21 protein-coding genes are annotated in these 24,252 nt (G+C 63.9%); 14 read left to right on the forward strand and 7 right to left on the reverse strand.

The genetic code is table 11. The annotated features are described in order from the left end of the window. Positions 1–3: 3 nt before the first annotated feature. Genes ACVW1C_RS23910 through ACVW1C_RS23940 form a run of 7 tightly spaced genes read left to right on the forward strand, consistent with a single transcriptional unit; the run spans position 4 to position 4,748 of the window. Positions 4–468 carry a type II secretion system protein gene (locus ACVW1C_RS23910; protein ID WP_106323207.1) on the forward strand — a complete coding sequence of 155 codons (465 nt, stop codon included), beginning with the start codon at positions 4–6 and terminating at the stop codon, positions 466–468. Continuing rightward, positions 443–853, forward strand: a complete 411-nt coding sequence (locus ACVW1C_RS23915; protein WP_456760504.1) for a prepilin-type N-terminal cleavage/methylation domain-containing protein — start codon at positions 443–445, stop codon at positions 851–853. The genes ACVW1C_RS23910 and ACVW1C_RS23915 overlap by 26 nt, the downstream gene beginning before the upstream one ends. Continuing rightward, a complete protein-coding gene (locus ACVW1C_RS23920; RefSeq protein WP_456760505.1) occupies positions 850–1,557 on the forward strand; it encodes a PulJ/GspJ family protein in 708 nt (235 codons plus the stop codon). Before ACVW1C_RS23915 ends, ACVW1C_RS23920 begins: the two co-directional genes overlap by 4 nt. Next, on the forward strand, positions 1,557–2,474 hold the full coding sequence (locus tag ACVW1C_RS23925) for a general secretion pathway protein GspK (RefSeq protein WP_456760506.1): 918 nt from the start codon (positions 1,557–1,559) through the stop codon (positions 2,472–2,474). Before ACVW1C_RS23920 ends, ACVW1C_RS23925 begins: the two co-directional genes overlap by 1 nt. Beyond that, complete coding sequence (locus ACVW1C_RS23930; protein ID WP_456760507.1) at positions 2,474–3,547, forward strand: PilN domain-containing protein; 1,074 nt, start codon at positions 2,474–2,476, stop codon at positions 3,545–3,547. Before ACVW1C_RS23925 ends, ACVW1C_RS23930 begins: the two co-directional genes overlap by 1 nt. Then, positions 3,544–4,107 (forward strand): type II secretion system protein GspM, encoded by a 564-nt coding sequence (gene gspM, locus ACVW1C_RS23935; RefSeq protein WP_224944000.1) that lies wholly within the window; start codon positions 3,544–3,546, stop codon positions 4,105–4,107. The genes ACVW1C_RS23930 and gspM overlap by 4 nt, the downstream gene beginning before the upstream one ends. Next, positions 4,107–4,748 (forward strand): hypothetical protein, encoded by a 642-nt coding sequence (locus ACVW1C_RS23940; protein WP_456760508.1) that lies wholly within the window; start codon positions 4,107–4,109, stop codon positions 4,746–4,748. The genes gspM and ACVW1C_RS23940 overlap by 1 nt, the downstream gene beginning before the upstream one ends. Before the next feature lie 7 nt (positions 4,749–4,755). Here the strand turns inward: ACVW1C_RS23940 and ACVW1C_RS23945 are convergent, their stop codons facing one another. Next, positions 4,756–5,247, reverse strand: a complete 492-nt coding sequence (locus tag ACVW1C_RS23945) for a prepilin peptidase (RefSeq protein ID WP_456760509.1) — start codon at positions 5,245–5,247, stop codon at positions 4,756–4,758. A gap of 233 nt (positions 5,248–5,480) precedes the next feature. Between ACVW1C_RS23945 and ACVW1C_RS23950 the strand changes: the two genes are divergently transcribed. The 4 genes from ACVW1C_RS23950 (at position 5,481) to ACVW1C_RS23965 (ending at position 10,761) form a co-directional block, all read left to right on the forward strand. Then, complete coding sequence (locus ACVW1C_RS23950) at positions 5,481–6,266, forward strand: EfeM/EfeO family lipoprotein (RefSeq protein ID WP_176533846.1); 786 nt, start codon at positions 5,481–5,483, stop codon at positions 6,264–6,266. Further along, positions 6,263–7,639 carry a cytochrome c peroxidase gene (locus tag ACVW1C_RS23955; protein ID WP_456760510.1) on the forward strand — a complete coding sequence of 459 codons (1,377 nt, stop codon included), beginning with the start codon at positions 6,263–6,265 and terminating at the stop codon, positions 7,637–7,639. The genes ACVW1C_RS23950 and ACVW1C_RS23955 overlap by 4 nt, the downstream gene beginning before the upstream one ends. A gap of 240 nt (positions 7,640–7,879) precedes the next feature. Then, entirely contained in the window at positions 7,880–9,937 is a 2,058-nt protein-coding gene (locus tag ACVW1C_RS23960) for an alkaline phosphatase family protein (RefSeq protein ID WP_456760511.1), read from the forward strand. A gap of 119 nt (positions 9,938–10,056) precedes the next feature. Continuing rightward, positions 10,057–10,761 (forward strand): hypothetical protein, encoded by a 705-nt coding sequence (locus ACVW1C_RS23965; RefSeq protein ID WP_456760512.1) that lies wholly within the window; start codon positions 10,057–10,059, stop codon positions 10,759–10,761. 10 nt (positions 10,762–10,771) lie between these two features. Here ACVW1C_RS23965 and ACVW1C_RS23970 read toward each other — a convergent pair whose 3' ends face one another. After that, entirely contained in the window at positions 10,772–12,079 is a 1,308-nt protein-coding gene (locus ACVW1C_RS23970) for a cytochrome c peroxidase (protein WP_456760513.1), read from the reverse strand. A 430-nt stretch (positions 12,080–12,509) separates the two neighbouring features. Between ACVW1C_RS23970 and ACVW1C_RS23975 the strand changes: the two genes are divergently transcribed. Then, a complete protein-coding gene (locus ACVW1C_RS23975; protein WP_456760514.1) occupies positions 12,510–14,279 on the forward strand; it encodes an alkaline phosphatase family protein in 1,770 nt (589 codons plus the stop codon). 71 nt (positions 14,280–14,350) lie between these two features. Here ACVW1C_RS23975 and ACVW1C_RS23980 read toward each other — a convergent pair whose 3' ends face one another. Further along, complete coding sequence (locus tag ACVW1C_RS23980) at positions 14,351–18,370, reverse strand: DUF5801 repeats-in-toxin domain-containing protein (protein WP_456760515.1); 4,020 nt, start codon at positions 18,368–18,370, stop codon at positions 14,351–14,353. Positions 18,371–18,763: 393 nt separating this feature from the next. Here ACVW1C_RS23980 and ACVW1C_RS23985 point away from each other — a divergent pair, with 393 nt between their 5' ends. Both ACVW1C_RS23985 and ACVW1C_RS23990 read left to right on the forward strand, forming a co-directional pair. Next, complete coding sequence (locus ACVW1C_RS23985; protein WP_456760516.1) at positions 18,764–19,417, forward strand: FecR family protein; 654 nt, start codon at positions 18,764–18,766, stop codon at positions 19,415–19,417. Positions 19,418–19,454: 37 nt separating this feature from the next. Beyond that, entirely contained in the window at positions 19,455–20,318 is an 864-nt protein-coding gene (locus tag ACVW1C_RS23990) for a tetratricopeptide repeat protein (protein ID WP_456760517.1), read from the forward strand. A gap of 69 nt (positions 20,319–20,387) precedes the next feature. Here the strand turns inward: ACVW1C_RS23990 and ACVW1C_RS23995 are convergent, their stop codons facing one another. From ACVW1C_RS23995 to ACVW1C_RS24010, 4 genes are read right to left on the reverse strand one after another with little or no spacing between them, the layout of a single operon-like run. Then, positions 20,388–21,254: an efflux RND transporter periplasmic adaptor subunit gene (locus ACVW1C_RS23995; protein WP_456760518.1), complete on the reverse strand. Its 867-nt coding sequence runs from the start codon at positions 21,252–21,254 to the stop codon at positions 20,388–20,390. Then, entirely contained in the window at positions 21,251–21,457 is a 207-nt protein-coding gene (locus ACVW1C_RS24000) for a DUF1656 domain-containing protein (RefSeq protein ID WP_207833444.1), read from the reverse strand. Before ACVW1C_RS24000 ends, ACVW1C_RS23995 begins: the two co-directional genes overlap by 4 nt. Continuing rightward, positions 21,454–23,505 (reverse strand): FUSC family protein, encoded by a 2,052-nt coding sequence (locus tag ACVW1C_RS24005; RefSeq protein WP_456760519.1) that lies wholly within the window; start codon positions 23,503–23,505, stop codon positions 21,454–21,456. Before ACVW1C_RS24005 ends, ACVW1C_RS24000 begins: the two co-directional genes overlap by 4 nt. Positions 23,506–23,507: 2 nt before the next feature. Continuing rightward, on the reverse strand, positions 23,508–24,011 hold the full coding sequence (locus tag ACVW1C_RS24010; RefSeq protein ID WP_456760520.1) for a MarR family winged helix-turn-helix transcriptional regulator: 504 nt from the start codon (positions 24,009–24,011) through the stop codon (positions 23,508–23,510). Between the last annotated feature and the right edge of the window lie 241 nt (positions 24,012–24,252).

The following is a 24,252-nucleotide window of genomic DNA, read 5'->3' on the forward strand; positions in this document are numbered from 1 at the left end:
AGCATGAACGAGGCGACGCAGCGAGGCTTTACCCTGCTCGAGATGGTGTGCGTGCTTGCCATCATCGCGCTGCTGGCGGCCGTGCTGCTCCCGTTCATTCCGCACCAGACCTCGCGATCGCGCTTGCAGGCCTATGCATTGCAGACGGCAACGCTGCTGAAAGCCGATCGCAACGCCGCCATCGAGCGCAGCACAAGCGTTGCGACGCTGGTCGATGCGGCGAGCCGGGTGATCCACTCCGGCGCGTCACGCATGACGGTGCGAATCCCCGATGACGTGCGGTTCGATGCGGTGCTGCCGCAGAGCTGTCAGCGCCGCGCCGCACTGTCGACTATCCGCTTCTTCGCCAACGGCGGTTCCTGCGGCGGCTCCATCGCGCTGACGCGGCTCGATGCAGGATATGAGGTCCGCGTCAACTGGCTCACCGGAAGGGTTGAAATCGTTGCTCGCGACGTCGCCGCCAACTAACCGCGCTGATGCGGGGTTCACCATCATCGAGGTGCTGGTGGCGCTGGCGCTGGTGGCTGTCTCGATCGTTGCGATCGGCGCGGTCATGGGCGTCAAGACGCGCGGCGTCCGGGCCATGGAGCAGCACGTCGCGCTGATGCAGGCGGTGCGCACTTTGATGACGGTCGGCATTCCGCCGCGCGCCGAACTGCAGTCGGGCACGTCGACGGGGCAGGCGGAGGGCTACCGCTGGACCATCGAGGTCAGTCCGCTCGGTGGCGACTGGACGGTGCCCGAGGGCAACGTGCCCTGGGCGCCTGAGCTGGTACGAATTCGCGTCAAGTCGCCGGGCGGTGCGTTGTCCGACATTCGCACCGTGCGCCTGATGCCGAGGTCAGCGGAATGACCCCGGCAAGGACAGCACAGCGAACGGGCGAGCGTGGCTTTACGCTGATCGAGACGATCGTCGCGCTGGCGCTGATGGGGCTGTTGCTATCGGCGCTCGCCAGCATCACCGCGCAATGGCTGCCGAGCTGGAACCGGGGGCTCGACCGGATCCAGCGCAGCGAATTGATCGGGATCGCGCTGGAACGGATCGGCGCCGATCTCGCCGCGGCGGAGTTCGTTGCCGCCAACCGCGATACCCACAAGCCGCTGTTCGACGGATCGGAATTGTCGGTCACGTTCGTGCGCACGTCGGTGGGGCCGAATGCGGGGCCGGGGCTCGACGTGGTGCATCTTGGTGAAACCCGGGATCGCAACGAGTTCGTCACGGTTCGTTCGCAGGCGCGCTTCACGCCGCTGGCCGACGGGGTGTCGCTGTCGGAGCAGGTGCATCTCGGCAGCCCCGTCGTGCTGCTGCGCGCACCCTATCGCCTGTCGTTCGCCTATGCCGGTCCTGACCGCGCCTGGAAGAGCGTGTGGAAGGATGCCAACAAGCTCCCGGCGATGATCCGGTTGACCGTGCGTGACGCGGCGAGCCAGCGCATCCTGTCGGTTTCGACCATCGCCCCGGTCCATGTGCAGATTCCGAGCGACTGCACCAAGCCGGACGGCAATTGCGGCGACAAGCAAAGTTCCGACGGTGCCACCGATCAGGGGAAGACGTGATGGCGGCATCCGGCAATCTCGGCCGATCGCCGCCCAATCGCGGCTTCGTCATCGTTGCGGTGCTCTGGATCCTGCTCGCGCTATCGTCGCTGGCGATCATCTTCTCGGCCTATCTTGCCGCGTCGGCGCGCGCGTTGGCGGCCAGCGACCTGTCGTTGCAGACCGAGGCGCTGGTGTCGGCCGGGCTCGAGCTCACCGCCTATCAGCTGACGCTGACGGATGAGAAAACGCGGCCGCAGTACGGGGCGTTTCATTTCGGGCTGGACGACGCCAGCGTCGCTGTCTCCTTCATGTCGGAGGCCGGCCGCGTTGACCTGAACTACGCGTCGAAGGAAATGCTGATCGGCCTCTTTGTCGTGCTCGGCGCCCGGAAGGACGCGGCCAGCGAATACGTCGACCGGATCGTCGGCTGGCGAACCCGGCCGGTGCCGGGCAGCGAGAATGTGGAGGCCGCGCGCTACAACGCGCTCGGCTATTCGCCGCGGCAGGGGCTGTTCACCCATGTCAACGAGCTGGCGCTGGTCGCCGGAATTCCCGAAGCCTTCGTCGATCGTGTGTTGCCGTTCGTGACGGTGTTCAACGGCAGTCCGGATGTCGATCCGGCCATCGCCGCGCCGGAAGTCGCTCTTGCCGTGGATAAGGCATCGGGGAAGCAGCAGGACGGCTTCGGCGCGCCTGCTCCCTCGCCGAACGGCGGCCTCAGTGCCGGATCGCAGGCGCCGAACCCGCAAACTGCGGCATCGACTGCGCAGAGTCCATGCTACCGGATCGCAATCTCGATCCGGTTCCGCAACGGTCACCGCACCACGTCTGAAGCGGTGATTGCGCTCGGCGACAAGGTCGAACCATATCGTGTGTTGTCCTGGCAGAACGATGTCGAGCCGCGAAGCACGGTTCTGCCGCGGAGGAGAGGTTGATGGCAATACTCACCGAAGCACGGCAATGGTTCGAGCAATGGATCGGCGCGGTCGCGACTGCCGTCGACGGCGTTGCGGGTAGGTTCATGCGCCGGCGCAGCATCGAGCTCGACGAAAATGCCGACGGCACGTTCACAGCCCGCGCCACCACGGCGAGAGATGGCTCGCCGTCGGCTCCGGTTTCGTTCCGGCTCGATCACGATGCGCCGCAGCCTCCGCTGTCAACAGAGTGGAAGACCGCGTTCGACGGCAGCCGCATCGAGGTGCGATTGCGATCTGATCACGTCGTCAGCCGCGTGCTCGATTTCCCGAGCCAGGCGGGCGACTTCCTCGGTGGCATGATCCGCGCGCAGGTCGACCGGCTGACGCCATGGACCGCCGCCGATGCGGTCTTTGGCTGGGGGGCGCCGCGGCCGATCTCCAACGACCGTATCGAAGTCGCGTTCAGTGCGACCGCGGCGACCAAGGTCGATCCGCTGATCCGGATGGCCAGGATGCTCGGCGCCGCCACCGTTGCGGTCTCGGTGCCGGCCGTTGGCGGCGACGGCGCCCCGCAGCAGGTGACGCTGCTCGACAGATCGCTGCGCGGTCTTGCCGGACCTGCGGTTCCGCGCCTGTTGCGCATCGGTCTGATCTCGACGGCGGCTGCGGCCGCGGTGTCCCTGCTGCTCAACGTCTATCTCGGCGGATGGCTGCAATCCGAGCAGGAGGACCTGCAACACCGCATCTCGCAGCGCCGCGCCGCGCTGCGTCTCGATGCCAATGGCGACTCGTCCGGTCTCGGCCTGCTCGCCAAGCGCAAGCAGACGACGCCGTCGAGCGTCATGGTTCTGGAGGCGATCTCGCGCGTCCTGCCCGACACGACCTATGTGACGGAGCTCCGCATCGAGGGCAACAAGGTGCAGGTGGTGGGACTGACCCAGGATGCGCCATCCCTGATCCGCCTGCTGGAACAGTCGCCGCAATTCACCCGCGCGACGTTCTTCGCGCCGACGACCCGCGCCGCGAATGAATCGGCGGAGCGGTTCCATGTCGAGGCCAATATATCCGCTTTCTTTGGGTCCGGCTCATGAGCGCAGCATCCCGATCGCTGACAGCCGTCAGCACTTCGCCACTGGTCGCGACCGCGAGCTATCTCGGCCTGTTCGTGCTGCTGCTCTTCGTCGTCATCTCGTCGCTCTCGGATATCATCGGCCTGCGCAGCGATGTTGCGGCATCGGCCGGAATGCTGGAACAGCTGGAGGGACGGTCCAAGGCGAATACTGCGCCCGGTCAGTCCCCCATGCCGACCGGTTCTGCCTACCTCGAGGGGGCGACCGTCACGGTTGCCGGCGCCACGCTGCTGCAGCGCGTGTCGGGCGCGGTGATCAAGGCCGGCGGCAATGTGTTGTCGACGCAGCTCGACGTTCCCAACGCGCCGGCCAAGGCCGGCTTCATCAGCATGGTCGCGAGCAGCGAGATCGAACAGGCGCAGTTGCAGCAGGTGCTCTACGATCTCGAAGCCGGCATGCCGTTCCTGTTCATCGACCAATTGGTCGTGCAACCCGTCGCCGACGAGGCGGCGAAGGGCGCCGATCCCGGCAAGCTGCGCGTGCTGCTCGGCGTATCCGGACAATGGCGAGGAGCCAAATGATGCGACGCTTCGCTGCAACCATCGTGCTGTTGGCGGTGTCGGCCTATTCGGCGCTGGCTGCGGTGCCTGACCCATCCGGCGATGCACTGGATGCCGGGATGCTCGACGATACCCGTCTGGGTGGGCCGGTGCTGAGTTCACCCTCGCCGTCCGAACCGGTGACATCGGTCCGGGTGGCGCCTTCGCCTGCGCCGACGCCCCGGCCGCTCAGCGCAAATCCGCTGTGGGGCATTCCGCTCAAGACGCTGTCCAACACCCGCGACCGCCCGGTGTTCTCGCCGTCGCGGCGGCCGCCGCCTGCCGTCGTTGCGGAACCGGAAGTCAGCAAGCCATTGCCGCCGCCACGCAAGGTCGCGCTCGAGCCGCCGCCGCTATCGCTCGTCGGCACGATCGCGGGAGACGATGAAAGCTTCGGGATATTTCTCGACCAAGCAAACAAGACCGCATTGCGGCTGAAGCTCGGCGACGATTTCCAGGGATGGAAGCTGCGAGCCATCAGCGGACGCGAAGTCACGATGCAGAAAGACGAGCACGATGCCGTGCTCACATTGCCCCAGCCGGGCACCGAGCAGAGCGGCGATGTCCGCCTCGTTCCGGTCAGTACCGACAGGAGGCCGTTGGCTGCGCGGATCCAGCGGTGATCCCGCGCTAGTTCAATCCCAGCCAGCTTTGCAGGGCCGGCGTCAGGAGAAGACCAAGCGCAAGAAAAGGACCGAACGGGATCGACGTCTGGCGCTTCATCTCGTGTCCTGCGAGTTGCAGGCTGCCGGCGACAGCAAGTGCTGCGAGCGCCGCGATCAGCAGCAAGGTCGGAATTCCCGCCGCGCCGACCCAGATCGTTGCGGCGGCAAGAAACTTGACGTCGCCCAGTCCCAAGCCGTCCACATGCCGCAAGGCGAAGTAGAGGCGCTGCAACAGAAAGAACAGGGCGCCGACGAGAGCGGCGATCGCCATCGCACTGAACGCGGCTGTCGTGCTTTCAGTGATGACGACATGTGCAAGCCCGAGTGCCACGATCGCAAGATTCAGCCAATCGGGAATGATGCCATGGCGCAGATCGATCAGCGCCACGGTGCAGCACAGCACGCAAAGCGCGCCGTAAGATGCAATGAAATAGAGAGCTTCGCGATCGATTGGCATGGTGGCGGGACAAGTGTGACGCGTGAACACACTGTGTTGCAACAACTCGCGCGCGATGAACAGTGCATTTTCATTCGAGCAATGCGTTTGCGCAAATGTGATCGTCGACAACGATCGCGAAGCTGAAAAGATGCGACAAAGAGTCTGCGTTGTCACAAATCCGCATAGGACACCGACAATAGTTCGGCCGGTTACGTGCCGCGAGCCCTTTGCGGCAGACGAGTGGGTTGGCTATGCACAAGATGCGAGTGGCGGCGTGCCTTGCTTTGCTGGCAGCGTCGGCAGGCGTGCGCGCCGCGAACGCGGGCGCTCTCGAGGACGGCGCCGAACGCTATCGGCCGTATCTGATCGAGGGCGTTGCCAGCGCGCTGGAAGGTGCACGTGCGTTGCGCGAGCGCGCCGCTGCGGCGGATCTGCCCGGTGCACGGAAGGCCTGGCTGTCGGCGCGCGCCGGCTGGGAGCGCTCGGAGGTGTTCACCGCAGGCTTCGTCCCAGAGCTCGATGCGCAGATCGACGCCTGGCCGAACGCGGACAGCGGGTTTCACGCTATCGAGGCGAAACTGTTCGGAGCGGGTAGTACCGACGTCGCTACCGATGCGACTGGCCTTGTCGAGCACCTGAACGATCTTCACGGCAAGCTCAAGGATATCAAGCTGACGCCGCAGGGCCTGCTGGATGGCACCGTGCGGCTCGCTTACGAAGTCGGCGAGAGCAAAGCCGATGGCGGCGAGTCGCGCATCAGCGGCACCTCGCTGGACGATATGCGCAACAACATTGCCGGCATCGACTTCGCCTATCACACGATTTTCTCTGCCGCGCTCAACACGGTCGACGGCAAGCTCGACGAGATGGTGACGAACCGGATCGAGCAGCTCGAGGCGATCGTCGCCACGCCCGACCTGCCGCATGTCAATATCGCCGATCTGCGCCAGACCAGCGAGGAACTGGTCGTCGCGTTGCAGAGCGCCTCGGCAAAGCTCGGGCTGCAGCGCCCGACGCTGGAGGCGCAGGCGCGATGAGATCGCTTCACCTGCGTCCGGCTCCGCTGCTCTCCGCGGTCATCGCCCTTGCGCTGCTCGGGCGCGCGGCGGCGTTTCCGGTCGATGGCGACAAGACCGTGCTGCCGGTTGCGACCGAGTTGAACGAGGATGCGCTCGACAAGCCGCGCGAGGTGTTCCAGTCCGAGCGCACCGGAGCCAAGTCGTATCTGGTGAATCTCGGCGATCTCGCCTTCAATTCGCCGGGGCTGCTCGGCGAGGTGGCGCGGCAGGCCGGCGTGAGCTGCGGCACTTGCCACGTCAATGGTGCGAACAACGCCAAATTCTTCATGCCGAAGATGTCGAGCCGGCCCGGCACGTTCGACACCACGGGGGGGCTGTTCAATCCGAAGGCCAATAACCTGTCGTTCGATCCGGTGCGGATTCCGAGCCTGCGCGGCGCCCGCTATCTTGCACCCTACGGCGCCGATGGCCGGTTCGCCTCCCTGCGTGACTTCGTCCATAACGTCATCACCAGCGAGTTCGCAGGTCCCGAGCCGTCGCCGGCCACGCTCGATGCGATCGTGGCCTATCTTCACGACATCGATTTCCTGCCCAATCCGAGCCTTGGTCCCGCCGGGCGGCTGGCCGGCAAGATCACCGACGCGGAGCGCCGCGGCGAAGCGCTGTTCGCGAAGCCGTTCCCGCACGATCCCGCGCTGAGCTGCGCGGCGTGCCACGTGCCGTCGTCCGGCTTTGTCGATCACCAGCAGCATGATGTCGGCTCGGGCGGCCTGTTCAAGACGCCGACCCTGCGCAACGCCGACTTCAACGCGCCATATTTCCACGATGGGCGCTTCGACAATTTCAACCAGGTCGTCGATTATTTCGACCGGACCTTTCAGCTCGACCTCTCGGCGCAGGACAAGGGCGACCTCGTCGCTTATCTCACGGCCGTCGGCGACGGCGTGCAGCCTTATGAACGCGACGGTGCCGGTGCAACGTTGAAGGAGATCAACGATTTCTCGACGGTGCTCGCGACCGCGATTCCCGCCGGCGACAAGGACATCGTCGCGCTCGCAGTCGATACGATCGGCCGCGAGCTGCGCGAGTTGACCGAACAATATCCCGACCGCAAGAACACCAGCGTGTCCGGCGGCGAGCAGCAGCGCGTGCTTGCGCGCAGCGGACTAAAGGAACTCGTGCTCACGCTGCGGCGAGTCGAGATGGCCGTCGCCGCGGGGCGCAACGCGGATGCCGCAGCCGAGTTCAGGAATTATCGCAATCTGATGGCGGCTGCGGTGCCTGCGTTGCTGGCGAGTGCCGAGCCGTGGTCGTTGTTCAATCAAGATGTGCATGATCAGCATTACGCCGCGCTTCGCGAGGTGATGCGCTCCAGGCACGTCTCGCATTGATTGAGCTGAATTGTGGGGGCATTTGCGATCTGCGTCGCTGCGTGGAGCGCTTCATCTACCTTCGATCTTCAGTTGCAGAACGCGAATCGCGGAGATGCGGCGTGAAGCAGCAGATGTCTCAACAGAAGACATTCGAACGTTTCGAAATTTCTCGCGCGCTTTCACGCAAGCGAAAACCATGCGTCATATTGTCGCACTAAGCAGGGTGTGTTGCTAACCGCAAACACCCTGAGGTCGACAATGAGTTTGAACTACAAAAAGTACTGGCGAACCAGCACCGCGCTCTGCATCGCGTCAACGGTGCTCGTCGCAACAGCCGCATATGCGGCTCACTATCCGGGCGGGCACAGTGATTGGGACAAGCGTCCGCATCACAATCACCAGGCGCATCAGGAAGCCGATCGCGTCAAGCATGACCACGATCATGACGACAAGGATCTCGGCGGCAAGGGCAAGACCGCTTCGCCGATCAAGCACGTCATCATCCTGATCGGTGAGAACCGCGGCCTCGATCACACCTTCGGTGTGTACAAGCCGAAGGGCAAGGGGCAGACCATCTCCAACCTGTTGTCGAAGGGCATCGTCAACGAAGATGGAACGCCGGGACCGAACTTTGCGCTGGCGCAGCAATACTCGGTCGCGGGCCAGCCGTCCTTCTACATCGGCGCGCCGGCGATCGCGAAGTCGCCCTACAACGCGACCAACGTGATGCCGCAGCCGAACACCAACGGTACGCCGACCGCGCAGAGCGACACTTCGCCCCCGTTCAAGACGATCGCCGAAGCCAGCGTCGAAAAGGACATGGACCCGGTCGATCTCGACATCCTGACCACCGGCTTCAGCGGCCTGCCGACCGGTGTGCTTGATACCCGCGTTCCCGGTGCGGGCGGTCTCAACGGACCGTTCTCGCTGCAGGGCGAGCAGATCAGCGACGACGACTACACCGGCGACTCGACCCATCGCTTCTATCAGGACTGGCAGCAGGAAGATTGCAGCGCCGCCAACGCCACCAAGAAGAACAATTCGGGCTGCCTGAACGACCTGTTCCCGTTCGTGATGGCGACCTATTCGGCGTCCAACAAGAGCATGGCCAACTCGATGGGATTCTACAATGCCCAGCAAGGTCAGGCCCCGATCCTGAAGATGCTCGCCGACCGCTTCACGCTGAGCGACAACTTCCACCAGTCGTTCCACGGCGGCACCGGTGCGAACCACTTCATGATCGGCACCGGCGATGCGGCCTTCTGGAGCGACGGCAAGGGCAATCCGGTGACGCCGCCGGCCAACCTGATCGCCAACCCGAACCCGGTCGCGGGCTCGGTCAACCGCTACACGGTCGACGGCAATTGGAGCAACTGCTCGGACGTGTTCCAGCCCGGCGTGAAGCCGATCGTCACCTACCTCAACAATCTGCCGTACGCGGCGGAGCCGAACTGCAAGCCGAACCACTATTACATGCTCAACAACGTCAATCCGGGCTATCTCCCGAACGGCGCGCTGTCCGGCGGCAACAACGTCCCGCCGTCGTCGGTTCGCACGATCGGTGACGCTCTGATCGAGAAGAACATCACCTGGGCGTTCTATGGTGGTGCGTTCAACGACGCCGTGGCGCTTTCCAACGCCGCGGTTGCCGCCAACCCCTCGAACCCCAACCTCAGCGCCGCTGCGGTCGCCGATCCGGCGCACGCGCTCGGTGTTGCCTACTGCCAGATCTGCAATCCGTTCCAGTATGCGACCTCGATCATGGCCAACCCGGCCGTGCGTCAGGCTCACATGAAGGACACGGCGGATCTGATCACGGCGATCCAGGACAACACGTTGCCCGCGGTGTCGTTCGGCAAGCCGGACGGCCTGCTCGACGGTCATCCGCAGAGCTCGAAGGTCGATCTGTTCGAGGCCTATGTCCTGAACGTGCTCAACGCGCTGGACAACAATCCGGAGCTGAAGGCGGACACCGCGGTCTTCATCACCTGGGACGAAGCCGGCGGCTACTGGGACTCCGGCTACACGCAGTCGATCGACTTCTTCGGTGACGGACCGCGTATTCCGACCCTGATCCTCTCGCCCTATTCGACGGGCGGCAAGGTCAACCACAGCTACGCCGACCACGTTTCGCTGCTGAAGTTCATTGAGCGCAACTGGGCCCTCCAGCCGCTCACGAACCGCAGCCGCGACAACCTGCCGAACCCGACCTACTCGAAGAACAACGAGTACGTTCCGACCAACAGCCCGGCACTGTCCGACTTGTTCGACGCGTTCGACTTCAGCAAGCCGGTCACGTTGTCCTACACCGAGTGATCGAGCTCTCGTCCAGGACGGGGTCTTGAGTCCATCCGAGGCCGGCGCCGATCGAACCATTGGTTTGGTCGGCGCTGTCATGTTCTGCCTGCCTGCCAGTCGATCGACCGGGGAATGCGATGAAGCGCGACGAGACGATGTGCACGACCAATGAGATGACGAAGGGAAGCAGGAGCGCCATGGCTTGCCTGTTCGCAATGGCCATCCTGGCCAACGTATCGATGCCGGCCGCGGCGCAGCGGTTTTCCGCCGACCTGCTCGCGCGGAAGGTCGATACGGCAACCACGATGGGAACGCTGCGGGTCTCGGGCGGAAAAGTGCGGATTGATGCAACCGCGCTGCCCGACGGCTTCTTTCTGCTCGATACGGCCAAGCCCGCTGCCTATTTCGTCCGTCCGGCCGCACACGTCTATATGAAGGCCATGCAATCGAGCCCGCTCACCCAGCTGTTCGTCCCGGTCGATCCGGACGATCCCTGCCGGCAATGGCTGGCGATGGCGCAGCTTTCCGCGCCGGTCGATCTCGCGACATGGCATTGCCAGCGCGATGGAGAGGACGTGATCGCGGAGCGCAACACCGACGTCTATCGAATCACGGCACCGTCGGGTTTGAGCTTTGTTGGCTGGATCGACCGCGCGCGCGGATTTCCAGTGCAGATCAAGACCGCGGATGGGACCGTGATCGTCGCCGATCACATCCGCGACGAGCCGCAGCCGGCGCAAACCTTCGAAATTCCCGCAGGTCTGCGCAAGTTCGACCCGCAAGCGCTGATCCGCCGGATCCAGCAGAGCGATGTATGGGTCGCGCCGCCGGCCTCGCAGTGAGCGCGTGCAGCTACTGCGGCTGCTGGCTTGTCACCGGCAGTATCCGGCCGAGCGCCGTGTAGTGCGACTGATGCACGTTGCTGTTGAAGAGGGACCAGGGCTCGGCCTTCTTCAGCGCGACCGGAACGTCGAAATTCACCAGCTGGGCAAATTTGCGGTATTCCGCCATCGCTTCGTCGATCCGGCCGGCGCCGACCTCGAGGTCGATACGGCGCAAGGTCAGAACGAGATCCTTCAGGATCGCACGCGCGGCGAGCCGCTCGTCCCTGCCGCCGACCGAGGTGTTCCTGATGTCGGGGATGTGCTCGGTCAATTCGCGCAGCTCGGCGCCGACGCCGGTCACGGCCAGCGACACCACTGCGGTGTCGGCGGCCGGGATCGCGACCTCGAGCACGCTCGAGAGCTCGAGCACTTCCTTCATCCGGAGCACGACGCCGTCCTTGTCGAAGGGGCGTTCGCCGTCACCGACCGCATTCAGATAGGCCACGAGGTCCTGTGTGTCCTGGGTCGACAATTCGAGGTCGAACACGCGATCGAAATGATCGACGACCTGCTCGTAGCTGTCATAGCGGCCGTCGTGGAAGTAAGGCGCACTGAAATTGGCGTTGAGTAAAGTGGGGGTCTTGACCAGCCCGCCCGACCCGACGTCGTGACGCAGCTGGTCGTTGAAGGCTCCGGCCGGAATATGACAGCCGGCGCAGCTCAGCTCGGCCTGCTTCGGGAACGGTTTGAAGAACAAAGCCTCGCCACGACGCTCAGCGAGGCTTGCCTGCGCGGCAAGCCTGCCGCCCGGCGCAATCTTCGGATTGGGGAGGAAATCGATATCGTTGATATAGGCCACAAGGCCGTCGAGAACCTCTTCGCGCGGCCGCGGTCCGGAAAACTCATTGACGATGACATTATAGACGAAGTCGCGCAGCGAGGTGATGCGCCCGTCATGTCCGTAGGGGGCGAGGAAGCGGGCGCCCCGCAGGCTCGGGATCCTGACCGGATCGAGGATGCTGTTGAACGTCTTCGCGTTGAAGACAAGACTGGTCGTGTCGAAGGTGCCGGGGCGGGAGGATGCGCCCGGAACGAACAATTTCGGGTTCGACGCGCCGTTGACGTGGCAGGTGCCGCAGCTCATCTCGGCCTGGCGGGCCTTGCCGCCCAGGATGGAAGGCGAATTGAACGCGAGATCGCCGAGATTGACCAGATAGGACTTGCGCCCGCCCATCGCTTCCGAATGAAAGATTTCGCGCGGCCGCGCCAGCGCGTCCTCGGAAAGTTCAGTGCCGGCCGGCAGCACGGTCTGGTCGCCGCCGAGCGGGAATGCCATCGCGCGCGATGGGAGAAGCGCAACGACGACTGCCAGCAACGCGACCCGTGCGCTTCGAACGCCACGGTCGGCCGATGCCGCACGACATTTCCCCGAACCGGACGCCAGAATTTGCCAAACCATTGCGAGAAAACGTCCCCTTTCACAATGCATTTGCGCTGCCGTATCTCGGAAGATGTCACGGAGGTGGTGACGGTTTCCTGTCGGCAGGATCAATGACCATCTATTTGGATAGACGACCGTTGATTGCGGTTTGATGACGATCGATCAATGAAGCGCCCGCCGATCTGCGTTTGACAAAACGAAGATTTATCGGCGGGTGCATCTTTTCACGCGTTTGTGCGCGCGTCGAAAAACGGTCATCCCGGCGAAATGTGTTTTGCATAGCGTGTAACTCCATTTCTATTTCTTTCTGAATCAGGAGAGCACTATGCGGCTTTGGGGAGCCATTCCGGCGCTCGCAGTTGTTGCTGGCGCCGTTGCCGTCTCACCGGTGGCAAACGCCGAGAATTTGGTCGAAAAGATCGTTGATGAGTTCAAGCACGAGGTCAGGGACGAGCTGCGTGACCTGCGCGAGCGCGGCCATGAAGGTGTGCATCAGTACAAGCACATCGTCGTCATCTACCAGGAGAACCACAGCTTCGATAACCTCTATGGACACTGGGGCGATGTCGGCCGTGACCGGGTCAATGGGACCTCCGACGCCGATCAGGCCCATACGCTGCAGGTCCGGCAGGACAACCAGACCGTCTATGCCTGTCTGTTGCAGACTGACGTCAACCTGACCTCTCCGTCGCCGCAGCCGACGACCTGCACCGACAATACGGGCTCGGTCGCGATCCTGAGCGCCTTCAAGAACAAGCCGTTCGAGATCAACGACTTCATCCCGACCTCGGCGACCACCTGCCCGAAGCCGCTCGGGTCTTTTGCGGCGCACGGCTTCCTCAACGGCACCGGCGCGCCCGGCGGCTGCACCGAGGACATCGTGCATCGATTCTACAGCGAGCAGTACCAGCTCAACGACGGCCGGCAGAACCGCTACGTGACCGGCAGCGATGCCGCAGGTCTGGTGATGGGCTATTACGACACCAAGAAGCTGCCGATCTACACCTATCTCCACGGCCACGGTGCGCCGAACTATGTGATCGCCGACAGCTTCTTCCAGGGTGCCTTCGGCGGTTCGTTCCTCAACCACCAGTTCCTGGTCGCGGCGGCGGCGCCGCAGTTCGTCGGCGCCTTGAACGACGGCAGCGCCAATGACTTTCACTCGATCGTCGACGCCAACGGCATGCCGACCAGCACGCCGCTCTATACGCCGGTCTCGACCGTGAAGGATGCGCAGCTGACGGCGAAGTGCAACCAGGCCGGCCTGCCGGCTGGCCTCGCCTGCGGCGACTACGCGGTCAACACGACGCAGCCGACCTATCAGCCTTATTCGCCGGGCACTCCGGACATCAAGCGCCTGCCGCCGCTCCACACGCCGAACATCGGCGATCGGCTGTCGGCCAAGCACATTGACTGGGCCTGGTATTCGGGCGGCTGGTCGAACGCCAATGGCGATGTCGGCGCGTCCGGCTGGACCAACGGCAACGGCACGACCTGCACCGATCCGAACCACCTCTCCACCGCGGTGTTCCCGAACTGCCCGGATGTGGACTTCCAGTTCCACCATCAGGCGCTCAACTACTTCGCCAGCTACGCGCCGGGAACGCAGGCCCGCAGGGATCACCTGAAGGACGAGGCAGAGTTCATCCAGGCGGCCAAGAACGGCCGGCTGAAGCAGGTGAGCTTCATCAAGCCGATCGGCGAGGAGAACGAGCATCCGGGCTACACCAGCGAATCCGAAGGCAGCCAGCATCTCGTCGATCTCGTCAAGGCGATCGTCGAAGGGCCGGACGGCAAGGATACGCTGATCGTCATCACCTATGACGAATTCGGCGGACAGTGGGACCACGTTCCGCCCCCGCCGCACAACCGCCGCGGTGCCGAGGCCCGTGCTGCGGACCAGTGGGGCCCGGGCACCCGCGTTCCGGCGCTGCTGATCGCCAAGCGTTTCAACAAGTCGGGCGTCGCGCATGAGGACTTCGACACCACGTCGATCCTCCGGCTGCTCGAGAAGCGCTTCGATCTCGATCCGCTGGTGACGCGCCCGGTGCGCAGCCTCTCGGCGGCGCTGAAGGCCGGCGAAGGCTGGCACTGACCCGAGAAATGATCCTGGCCCGCGTCGAAAAATGGCGCGGGCCAGCTGCCGGACCGGAGCGCAGGGGATAGCTAGACGATCAGATCGTGAGGTGTGTTGGTCACGACGGCGTCCGGCATGTGGACTGAGAAATAATCGGGCTGGTGCTCCGGGATCGCCGGCCCGGTCGCGGGCGGTCCATCTGCGGCCCCTTGTGCCAGGCTAAAGCCAGCAGAATCCTGGTGGTGACCGAACCACGTGGCGGTTTGATCGAATTGTGGAGGGGCCGAAGCTCCTTGCTGCTCGAGGCTCGGAAGCTGCTCCGCGAATTGAAAGGACTGCCCGGTTGTTCCGGACGTTCCGCCGCCTGCGAATGGCACCACCGCCTGCGACCATGCTGCGTCTTCGTGGCTGCTCGTTGACGTAGCGCTGACGTCGGGCGCCGGAGCGCTGGTGCTGCTGCTGACCGATGGTACAGCAGCATTGTCCGGGCTGGGCGCGAATGTGAAGGCGTCCATCCCCGCCGTGTGGCACTGAATATCGACCTGAAGATTGGTCGTAGCCGAGTCGCCATCTCCGTCGACCGCAGTTACATTGAACAGGAGATCCGTGTTGATACTCGTCTTTTCAGTATAGTTGATGTGGTTGACCGCGAAGGTGGGGTGCCCCGCCTCCGGCCGATCGTAGTCGACCTGGACTTGATTGAAAGCCTTGTCAACGTACAGCGTGTATGTCGTCGTCGTGGCATCAAAAGTGTAGCTGTCGATCAACGAAGCATCCGATGTCTCCTGGACCACGAAGCTGGCACTGCCGCACAGCGGCTTGGGAACATCGATGCAGAAGTCGTGAACGTCGGCGCTGCCGTCAAGAACCTTGAGGATCACGCCGGCGGTGCCGTAAGCCTGCCATTGCGTGAGATCGAAACTGACCTGCGACTGCTTCCCGGAGAACGCGAGATTCAACTGCTCGGTGGGGTCCATTTGCAGTCCGCTGTCGCCCACCGCGATACCGCACTCCGACGCCCTGACGTCGAGCGGATGGCCGGCGCAGTCGGACCCGGTAATCACCAGTTGTCCGTCCGGAGCGGTCAATGACGGCGTGCCGCAGGCGGGGGCGTCGAAATCGGAGCCGGTAACGGTGACGTCCCTCGACGGTCCGGCGTGCTCAAGATCAAAGCAAAAGGTTCCATCCGGATCGATCAGCAACTTGAAGTACGGATCGGCCAGCGTACCACCGCAATCCCTGAGGTACGCGTCGAGCTCGACACCGCCGCCCACTTCATGGGTCGTATAATAGAAGCTGTAGTCATCGCCATGTCCGGTGACGTGCACCGAGGTGATGCCGTCACCCAGGCATGAGGTGGCCAGATCGTATCCCGTGCAGCCGACTGCACCATTGTGGACGGCAACGAGCATCGCGGCGTCGCCATCCGCGCCGAAATCGACATGGTACGTGCCGGTTGCGGTCTGATTGTCCTGAGCGGCGACGAAGGTCTCCGGGAAGCCGCAAATGGTCGGGTGATCGTCCGTGATCGTCAATTGCTTGCCGAGGTCGATGCTCGCGCTCTGGGTATCGCCATCCTTGTCTGTGATGGTGGCAACCAGGTTCACGATGCCGGCGGTCAGCGACACGGCTTCGTCGGCGCTGGTGCAGGGCGGATGCGTCACCGCGCGATACTCGGTGAAAGTGACGCTCCCCGTGGCCGGATCAAGCGCGATGGTGAATGCCAGCTCCCCGCTTGCCGTGCCGACATGGCCTTCAACGGTGTTGCCGTGCTGAACCAGCACGTCGGCGCAGCCCGTGTGCGAGTCGATCAGGCCCGACGCTGTGCCGTTACCGCCGTTGATCGCCAACGCATAGTGGGTCGTCGCGCCATCGGCGCCTTGAACCGAAGTGAATGCCGTCGAGAAATCGGCCGAAATCGTCGTCAACGCCGCGCACGGCGCCGAGCCCGCGATGTGGTCGTCCAGCGCCGTTGCCGTCAGATGCGTTTCGCTCAGCGTCAGCGACGGGGCGGTTGCGTTCGCCTTGATGCTCGGCCCATCGTCGGTGATCGTCAGCTGCTTGCCGAGATCGATGCTTACATCCTGGTACTGGCCGTCGCTGTTCGTCACCGTCGCGATCAGGTTTACAATGCCCGCCCCCAGCGCGATCGCTTCGCCGCTGTCCGGGCTGGTGCCAAGCGGTTGTTCCACCGCTCGGTGTTCGACGAAGGTTACGCGTCCGGTGGCCGGATCGACCGTGATGGTGAATGCGAGCGTGCCGCTTGCTGTGCCGACATGGCCTTCGATGGTGTTACCGTTCAGAACCAGCACGTCGGAGAGGCCGGTGTGCGAATCGATCAGCCCCGACGCTGCACCGTTGCCGCCGGTGATCGTCAGCGCGTAGCTGACCGCCAGACCCGCTTCGGTAACGAATGCCGCCGAGAACTCGCCAGAGGTCGTAGTCAACGCGGCGTCCGGTGCCGAGCCGGCGATGTTGTCGTCCAGCGCCGTCGCTGTCAGATGGGTCTCGCTCAGCGTCAGCGATGGCGCCGGTCTGGCCTCGATCAGCGGGCCGTGGATGGTGATCGTCACCACCTGCGGGGTTCCGCCAATCGTGGTCACCGTGAAGCTGTCGGTCAGCGTGTCGCCGACATGGAGGGCTTGCACGGAGCTGTCGGCGTTGTTGAGCGTATAGGTCCACACGCCGGCCGTCGTTAGTGTGAATGTGCCATGGCCGCCCGCACTTGTCGTCGGCACGTTCACCGCGGTGAAGGTGTTGGCGGGGTCGTCGACATCGGTGTCGGTGAGCGTGCCGCTTGCGACGAGCAGACCGGGCGAGGCACCGCTGACGCCGACTGCCCCCACAACCGCGCCAGCCTTGGCGCCGGAGATGATGGAGGCATCATCGACACCAACAATGGTGATGTTGAAACTCTCACTCGTCGAGAGCGTGCCGTCCGATACGGTGATAACGAAATCTTGGCTCGAGTTGACCTTCAGCGCGTTGATCGCGGCATTGTTCGGAACGAACGTGTAGTTTCCCGTCTCGCTGTTGAGGTAGAGCGTGCCAAACTGTCCGGTGCTCGACACGTTGTACGTCAGCTGGCCCAGCACCACGTTGCCGGCAGTTCCTCCGCCGATGCCGAATGTCACTGCACCGTTCTTGCTGCTCGCGGAAAAGGTCCCGCTCGCCGCATTGAAGTCGTCAAATTTCGCCGTGTCGATTTCTGCGAGCCCTGCTCCGAGGTTCAGGCTCGGCGGCACCGGCGGTGGCTTGAAGGTCTGAATGGTGGCGAAGATAACCTCCGGCACGGGCGCGAGCGGATCTTGCGTCAGCGGCGGCGCGCCAGGTTGAAAATTGATCGGTTGCAGCAACGGCGACCCTTCGGAAGCGGGCATGCCGGACCCTTTTGATCCTGCTCCCTTCTCGAAATTGGCAAGCGCCTCCTGTTGGGCCTCCCGCAGTTCCTCCATATGGGCCGGGCTATTCGTGACCTGGTTCACCCCGACCGACGACCCCTTGGCGCTCAAGATGATTGTCACTCCGGGATCGTCGACGACGATGTGCCGGGGAATCGCCTCCTTGGTCACGAGCTCAAACACGCCGTGGTGGAGGTCCTTGTAGGTGATGCTGTCGTCGTCCAGGAACGTGACGTTCGGCTCCGCAGCCCGGGCGTCGTTCAGCAGCGAGAAGGTCAGCGCGGTGAGCGACAGCGTGCCGAAACCGCCCGCCCGAATGTTGCCCACCGACGGGGCCGCTGTCAGAGTGTCCGACCTTGCCAGCCAACTGCCAATGGAACGGAAGATGCCCCTGGTCTTCGCGAGCAGGCCCGGTTGCGCGATGTCGCTAGGGTCCTGCGCGCACCCATTTAGCTCGAGGCAGGTGCCGCCTGGCAGGTCGAGCACCCCGCCATCGATCAAGCGTATCTCGATCCGCCCGCCGGCTGCGACCTCGATGACTTCACCCTCGCGAACGGGGTCGCCAATCGCGCCGCGAACCGCGATGCCGCTTGCACGCCTGATAGTGCCGCAGCCAATCGCCGTCTCAATATTGCCGATCAATCGGGGCGGCTGGCCCAAAGCGGCCACGCACACGCCCCCGAACTCGACGCCGGACGCAACTGACATTGGCTTTTCGCCTGCTAAGCAATTCAGACGGAACGTGGTTGCCGTAGTTTTTTGGTTTGGCTCGCCGCGAGGTGAAAGATCCTCGCGTCAGCAGCCATAGGCTTGCCCGCCGAAACGTCCTGATTAAAACTAAATTCGGTCGTGAAAATCGAATTCCAGTGGAGCCTTACGAAAATGGCAGAACAGCTGTCCTTTATCGCGCGTGCAGCCCCGCATAATTAATAGTATAATTACCAAGCAAATTGTCTACTTGTTAATTTTTAGTCTAACCGCGTCAGGTACTTAGACCTGTCTGCGGCAACTCAATTGGCACTCCAGGTCCTGCGGTCTCGGCCCGACGGTCCGGCTACCATCGCGCTGCGACACGACGAAATCTTCTCAAAGGAGGGGATCGTGCGCATCCATTTGCTTGTTCAATTGCTTGCAGGCTTCGTCCTGGCGCTCGCAACCCTCGCGCCCGGCCAGGTGCAGGCGCAAACCGAGCCGGCGCAGCCCGCGGTCCAGAATTCTCCGTTGAAGTTCATCGGGAGAGTCGTGGCGGCCACCGGTTCGGTCACGATCGAGCACGCGGGTGCAGTCGTCGTTCAAGCAGGGCTGCCCGACAAACCGCCTCAGACGCAGGTTGGCGACCCCGTCTATTTGGGCGATGTGGTGCAGACCGGAGCCGATGGTCGGGTGGGGATCAACTTCACCGATGGCACCTCGTTCAATCTGTCGAGCAACGCCAAGATGGCGATGACCGAATTTGTGTACGACCCGAACGGCAAGTCGAACTCGACCTTGTTCAAGCTGGCCAATGGAACGTTCACCTTCGTCGCCGGCAATATCGCGAAGACCGGTGACATGAAGATCGACACGCCCGCCGCAACGATGGGAATTCGAGGCACCACGCCGCGCATCGAAATATCCGACGATGGAACGGTCAGGTTCGCGACGCTCGTGGAAGAGGGCAAGAGCAAGGTCAGAAAGACTGGGATACGAACGACGCAGCAACCTGAGCAAAACATCCCCCACAAGTTCAATCCAAACATCTGTCGAGGATGCTAGGCCAGGCGTGGGCCTTTTCGAGCAAGCAAGGGCCGACATGAAATTTCGTGCAAACGCGGGCGCAATTGCCGGCCTGATATCGCTTGTCGTTACGCTCTTTGCGTGGCCGGCGGTCGCGCAGAAGCCTAAGCAAAAGGACAGCTATCTGCGGAACGTCGAACTGTGCAGCGGCCGAGACCATGCGCCCCTCGACGCGCGCATTGACGGATGCACGGCGCTGATCGATGCGGGGCAGGACATGACGCCGGCCGGCCTTGCGATCGCCTACAACAACCGCGGCAACGCCTACGCCGCCAAGGAAGACTATGACCGCGCCATCCGGGATTTCGATCGATCCATCGAGCTCAATCCAACCTACGCCAAGCCGTTCAACAACCGCGGCGTGGCTTACTTCAGGAAGCGCGAATACGATCGCGCGACCGACGCGTTCGATCAGGCCATCAGGCTCAACCCGAACTACGGCGAAGCCTTTGCCAACCGAGCCGGTGCCTACCTGAAGAAAAATGAATATGCCCGCGCTGGGCAGGACTACGATCAGGCCATTCGCCTAGAGCCGAACCTGGACGGCGTCTGGAACGGACGCTGCTGGAGCCGCGCCATCGTCGGTGCCTTGCAGGATGCAATGCAAGACTGCAACAAGGCGCTGCAATCGGGGTCGGCCAATGCCGCGACCTACGACTCGCGTGGCCTGATCCATCTGAAGACCGGCGAGCTCCGCGCAGCCATCGACGACTATAGCTCCGCGCTACGCATCGATCCGAAGCTGGCAAGCGCACTCTATGGACGCGGGCTGGCGAAGCTGAAGCAGGGCGACAAGGCCGGCGGCAATGTCGACATCTCGGCGGCCAAGGCGATCCAGGGCAGCATCAGCGACGACTTCACCCGCTACGGCGTGCAATAGCGCGAATGGTCGACGTAGACCGCGGCCGGGTCGGCTTGACGCCGCCGCCAGCGCGTCCGGTCCGGCCGGCTAGTCCATGATCTCGACCGTGGCCGAACGGCCGGCGACCAGTGCGATGCGATCCGGCAGGTGATCGAGCGCGATGCGCACCGGGACGCGCTGTGCGAGCCGAACCCAGCTGAAGGTCGGATTGACGTTTGCGAGCAGGCTCGCGCCTTGCCCGCGGTCGCGATCCTCGATGCCGGCCGCAATGCTCTCGACATGGCCGGTGAGCCGGACCGGTTCGCCCATCAGCCGTATCTGGGCCTTGTCGCCGACGTGGATGCGCGCGAGCTTGGTCTCCTCGAAATAGCCTTCCACATGCAGCGTATCGCTGTCGACCAGCGCCATCACGCCCTTGCCCGCGGTGACATAGGCGCCAGGCCGCAGCTCCATGTTGGTGATGGTGCCGTTCACCGACGCGTGCACCTCGCTGCGATCCAGGTTGAGCTGCGCGACCGCGCGATCGGCGACCGCCTGGTCATAGGCCGCCTTGGCCTGGAGCTGCGTGGCCAGCACCTGCTCCTGCTTCTGCTGCGACACCGCATCGGTGGTCAGCGCGCTGTAGCGCTTGAGGTCGGCGTCGGCTTGATCCAGCGTCGCGCGATGGCCGGCGACCGCGGCATCCGCCTGCTGCAACGCCAAGGCAAAGCGTGCGCGATCGATCCGGAACAGGATGTCGCCGCGATGCACTTGCTGATTGTCCTTGACCAACACGTCGGTGACGAAGCCGGACACGTCGGGAGCGACCTGAACCACGTCGGCGCGGACCCTGCCGTCGCGGGTCCATGGCGACTCCATATAGTAGACCCAGAGCGCGTGAGCGACGGCGAGCGCAGCGACGAGCGCGATCGCGGTCAGTGCAACCCGGCCGAGCCAGGCGAAATTCCCTTTCATGGCAGAAACTCCGAAAGATAGACGACGATGCCCAGCAGGCATACGTACAGGGCGAAATTGAACAGCGCGCGATGCCAGACCAGCCGGTAGAGCCCAAAGCGCTGCATGATCCGGCTGATCCCGGCGCTCAGCGCATAGGCCACGATCAGCCACAGCAGCAGTGCCGGGACCAGGACACCGTAGATGTCGAGCTCATATCTCATGCAGCAAAACTCTCCTCGGGCTGCGATCGATACGCAGGCGCATCGGGAAACAGGCCGCGGCGGATGCCGACGAGGCCGAGCAATGCATCGTCCCGCGCGCGCTCATTGGGATCCGTGACGACCGAGGTCAGCGCCGTATCGATGCAGGACAGCAGCTCGGCCGGCATGGCCTCGTCCGCATGGGCGCGAAACGCCGCCGCGAGGTCGTCCAGCATGTCGTCGATGGCACGCACGGTCGATGCGGCGAGGCCGTAGCGAGCCCGCCTGAGGTCGATGATGTTGAGCCCGATGCGCAGCTGGACCAGGCTGTCGGCATCGCGGCGGTCGCTTTCGGAGATGAAGGCGATGCGCTGCACCAGCAGTCCGAGCCGATGCAGCATCAGGCCGGCAAACTGCGCACGATCGCCGTGGCCGCGCCGCTCGGCGGCGACCGCGAGGGTCTGCCAGCTCGAAATCATCAGCCGCTTGGCGATCCACTCGGCGCCGACGCCGCGCGCGATCCGCGTCACGATCTCGGCAATCACGATACCGAGGAAGAAGGCGACGGAGCTGTTGGCAAAACTGGCAAAATCCGCGCTGTAGGTCGATTGCAGCGCGAGCAGCGTTGCGGTGTTGACCGCGAGCGCCGAGCCGATCGGCGCGGTTTTCGGCCGTGCGATCAGGAAGCCGTAGAGAAGGAAGGTCGGCGCCAGCGCGGCGATCAGGACCTCGACATGGGTGATGCCCGGCACCACCGCGAACTGATAGATCGCAACGACGACGATCGCGACCAGCGAAAACAGGCCGAAGGCCCGGATGCTGCGCGCCGGCTCGTCCTGCGCGGCGAAGAAGGAGCAGGCGACCGCCGCCATCATCGGCGCCGAGGCGCCATCCGGCCAGCCGGTCGCAATCCACAGGCCGCAGCAGATCAGGACCGCGACCGCCGCCCCCGCGGCGGACCACAGCGCTATGCCGTGGTCGCGATGCCGGACCGGCGCGGCGCCCGATTCCGGGTGGAACGCCAGCGGGACGGTGGAGATATCCTGGCCCGCGGCAATCGCATCGCCGATTGCGCGGCAGTCGGCCGAGATGTCGACGAGCTCGCGGAGCCGGAGCAGCAGGCTGATCGTGATGATGCGCTCCCGCGGCGCAAGGCTGTCGAGGCTAGATTGCCGCTCGGCGATCGCAGCGCGGATCTCGTTGCCGGATTGCCGCTGGCGATCCTCGTCCACGATCCATGTGGCGAGATCGCTGATCAGGCGCCGCAGCTCCGGCTGCCTTTGCAGCGCCGCTTCGCCGAGCGCGGCGAGCCGGTCTTCGATCGACGTGATGATCGGCAACAACATCAGCATGCGCAGCCGGACCTCGCCGAGGCCGCGCGCGGTGCCGGCATCGGCCAGCCGGTCATAGGCGACATGGGTCGCCAGCGTATCGATCTCGACGATGTCGGTCGCAAGGCGAAGGCGTTGGGCCCGGCGCGTCTCGCTGGTCCCTTGATCAAGCAGCACGTCGCGGGAGAGGCGCCGCGCATCCGACAGCCAGCTCCTGACGCGACCGCCGACCGCCGGCGCAACGCTGCGCGGGAACACCACGGTCGACACCAGGCTTGCACAGATGATGCCGAGCGAGATCTCCTCGACCCGCGCCAGCGCGACATCGAAGATGCTGCCCGGGTCGGCGACCGACGGAAAGCCGATCAATGCGACGGTATATCCGCCCAGCATGAAGACATAGCTGCGCGGCGTGCCGTCGAGCAGCGACAGATAAAGGCACAGTCCGACCCAGAGCGCGATCGCGAGGCACAGCAGCTCCGGTGCATTGATCAGGTTCGGCACCAGGGCGACCGTCATGCTCGCACCGGCCAGGGTGCCGATCACGCGGAAGAACGCCTTCGAGCTGGTCGCGCCGGCCAGCGGCTGCGACGTAATATAGACCGTCGCCATCGCCCAATAGGGCCGCGGCAGATCGATCGCCAATGCGATGACAAGCGCCAGCATCGACGCGGCGAACGTCTTCAACGCGAAGATGAGGTCCGCGTGGCGGACCAGGAACGGCTCTTCCGCGCGCATGACTAATTCGCCTCTGCAGCGGTCTTGGCTAGAGCAGTCTTGGCTGCGGCGCTCTTGGCGTCTTGCAGGCGGCTCGCCCGCGCCTCGATGCGCTGCATCGTCTCGAAGGTTACCGTAAGGTCCTCGCTGCCGATATCCTTCAGCAGGCTGGCCCGCACGCGGCGCAGCACCCGGTTGGTCTCCTCGACCTTGGCTTCGCCGGCGGCGGTGAGATGCAGCGTCTTGGCGCGCCGATCGGTCGGATCCTCGCGACGCTCGACCAGGCCTTCGGACTGCAGCAGATCGATCAGCCGCACCAGCGAAGGCCCCTCGATCCCCAGCTCGTCGGCGAGCACGCCCTGGCGGACGTTCTCGCCCTGCCGCGACAGCACCAGCAGCGGAATCGCCGTCGCGTAGGACAGGCCGTGATCGGACAGCGCCTGATCCGACTCGCGCCGCCAGATCCGCCCAAGCCTGGCGATCAGGCGGCCGATCTCGGCGTGGATATGGGACTGCGAAGGAGGCATGCAAATTAGATAGGATACAAACTATTAGGCTGCAATAATATTGCTTCGAGCATTGCCGATGTTCACGCAAATGCGATCAGGCAGCAGGGGGTCGGTATGTGGATGGGCATCTACCTGATGTGGGTGGATGACGAGTGGCCCCAACCCCTACTGTGCATGGGGTTGTTTTCGATATTTTTGTGGCCGGTGCGCTCGAGGTGGCGGAACATCGCACAGAGCACGCCGACCTCCTGGCCCGGAA

Source organism: Bradyrhizobium sp. USDA 4011 (genome assembly GCF_054063415.1).

What these genes read in the sequence shown, in the direction of transcription:
- ACVW1C_RS23950 (WP_176533846.1), top strand. Translation starts at nt 5,481, where the DNA reads ATGCACAAGATGCGAGTGGCGGCGTGCCTTGCTTTGCTGGCAGCGTCG.
- ACVW1C_RS23980 (WP_456760515.1), bottom strand. Translation starts at nt 18,370, where the DNA reads ATGTCAGTTGCGTCCGGCGTCGAGTTCGGGGGCGTGTGCGTGGCCGCT.
- ACVW1C_RS23960 (WP_456760511.1), top strand. Translation starts at nt 7,880, where the DNA reads ATGAGTTTGAACTACAAAAAGTACTGGCGAACCAGCACCGCGCTCTGC.
- ACVW1C_RS23965 (WP_456760512.1), top strand. Translation starts at nt 10,057, where the DNA reads ATGAAGCGCGACGAGACGATGTGCACGACCAATGAGATGACGAAGGGA.
- ACVW1C_RS23955 (WP_456760510.1), top strand. Translation starts at nt 6,263, where the DNA reads ATGAGATCGCTTCACCTGCGTCCGGCTCCGCTGCTCTCCGCGGTCATC.
- ACVW1C_RS23910 (WP_106323207.1), top strand. Translation starts at nt 4, where the DNA reads ATGAACGAGGCGACGCAGCGAGGCTTTACCCTGCTCGAGATGGTGTGC.
- ACVW1C_RS23940 (WP_456760508.1), top strand. Translation starts at nt 4,107, where the DNA reads ATGCGACGCTTCGCTGCAACCATCGTGCTGTTGGCGGTGTCGGCCTAT.
- ACVW1C_RS24000 (WP_207833444.1), bottom strand. Translation starts at nt 21,457, where the DNA reads ATGAGATATGAGCTCGACATCTACGGTGTCCTGGTCCCGGCACTGCTG.
- ACVW1C_RS23920 (WP_456760505.1), top strand. Translation starts at nt 850, where the DNA reads ATGACCCCGGCAAGGACAGCACAGCGAACGGGCGAGCGTGGCTTTACG.
- ACVW1C_RS23990 (WP_456760517.1), top strand. Translation starts at nt 19,455, where the DNA reads ATGAAATTTCGTGCAAACGCGGGCGCAATTGCCGGCCTGATATCGCTT.
- ACVW1C_RS23970 (WP_456760513.1), bottom strand. Translation starts at nt 12,079, where the DNA reads ATGGCATTCCCGCTCGGCGGCGACCAGACCGTGCTGCCGGCCGGCACT.
- ACVW1C_RS24010 (WP_456760520.1), bottom strand. Translation starts at nt 24,011, where the DNA reads ATGCCTCCTTCGCAGTCCCATATCCACGCCGAGATCGGCCGCCTGATC.
- ACVW1C_RS24005 (WP_456760519.1), bottom strand. Translation starts at nt 23,505, where the DNA reads ATGCGCGCGGAAGAGCCGTTCCTGGTCCGCCACGCGGACCTCATCTTC.
- ACVW1C_RS23975 (WP_456760514.1), top strand. Translation starts at nt 12,510, where the DNA reads ATGCGGCTTTGGGGAGCCATTCCGGCGCTCGCAGTTGTTGCTGGCGCC.
- ACVW1C_RS23930 (WP_456760507.1), top strand. Translation starts at nt 2,474, where the DNA reads ATGGCAATACTCACCGAAGCACGGCAATGGTTCGAGCAATGGATCGGC.
- ACVW1C_RS23995 (WP_456760518.1), bottom strand. Translation starts at nt 21,254, where the DNA reads ATGAAAGGGAATTTCGCCTGGCTCGGCCGGGTTGCACTGACCGCGATC.
- gspM (WP_224944000.1), top strand. Translation starts at nt 3,544, where the DNA reads ATGAGCGCAGCATCCCGATCGCTGACAGCCGTCAGCACTTCGCCACTG.
- ACVW1C_RS23945 (WP_456760509.1), bottom strand. Translation starts at nt 5,247, where the DNA reads ATGCCAATCGATCGCGAAGCTCTCTATTTCATTGCATCTTACGGCGCG.
- ACVW1C_RS23925 (WP_456760506.1), top strand. Translation starts at nt 1,557, where the DNA reads ATGGCGGCATCCGGCAATCTCGGCCGATCGCCGCCCAATCGCGGCTTC.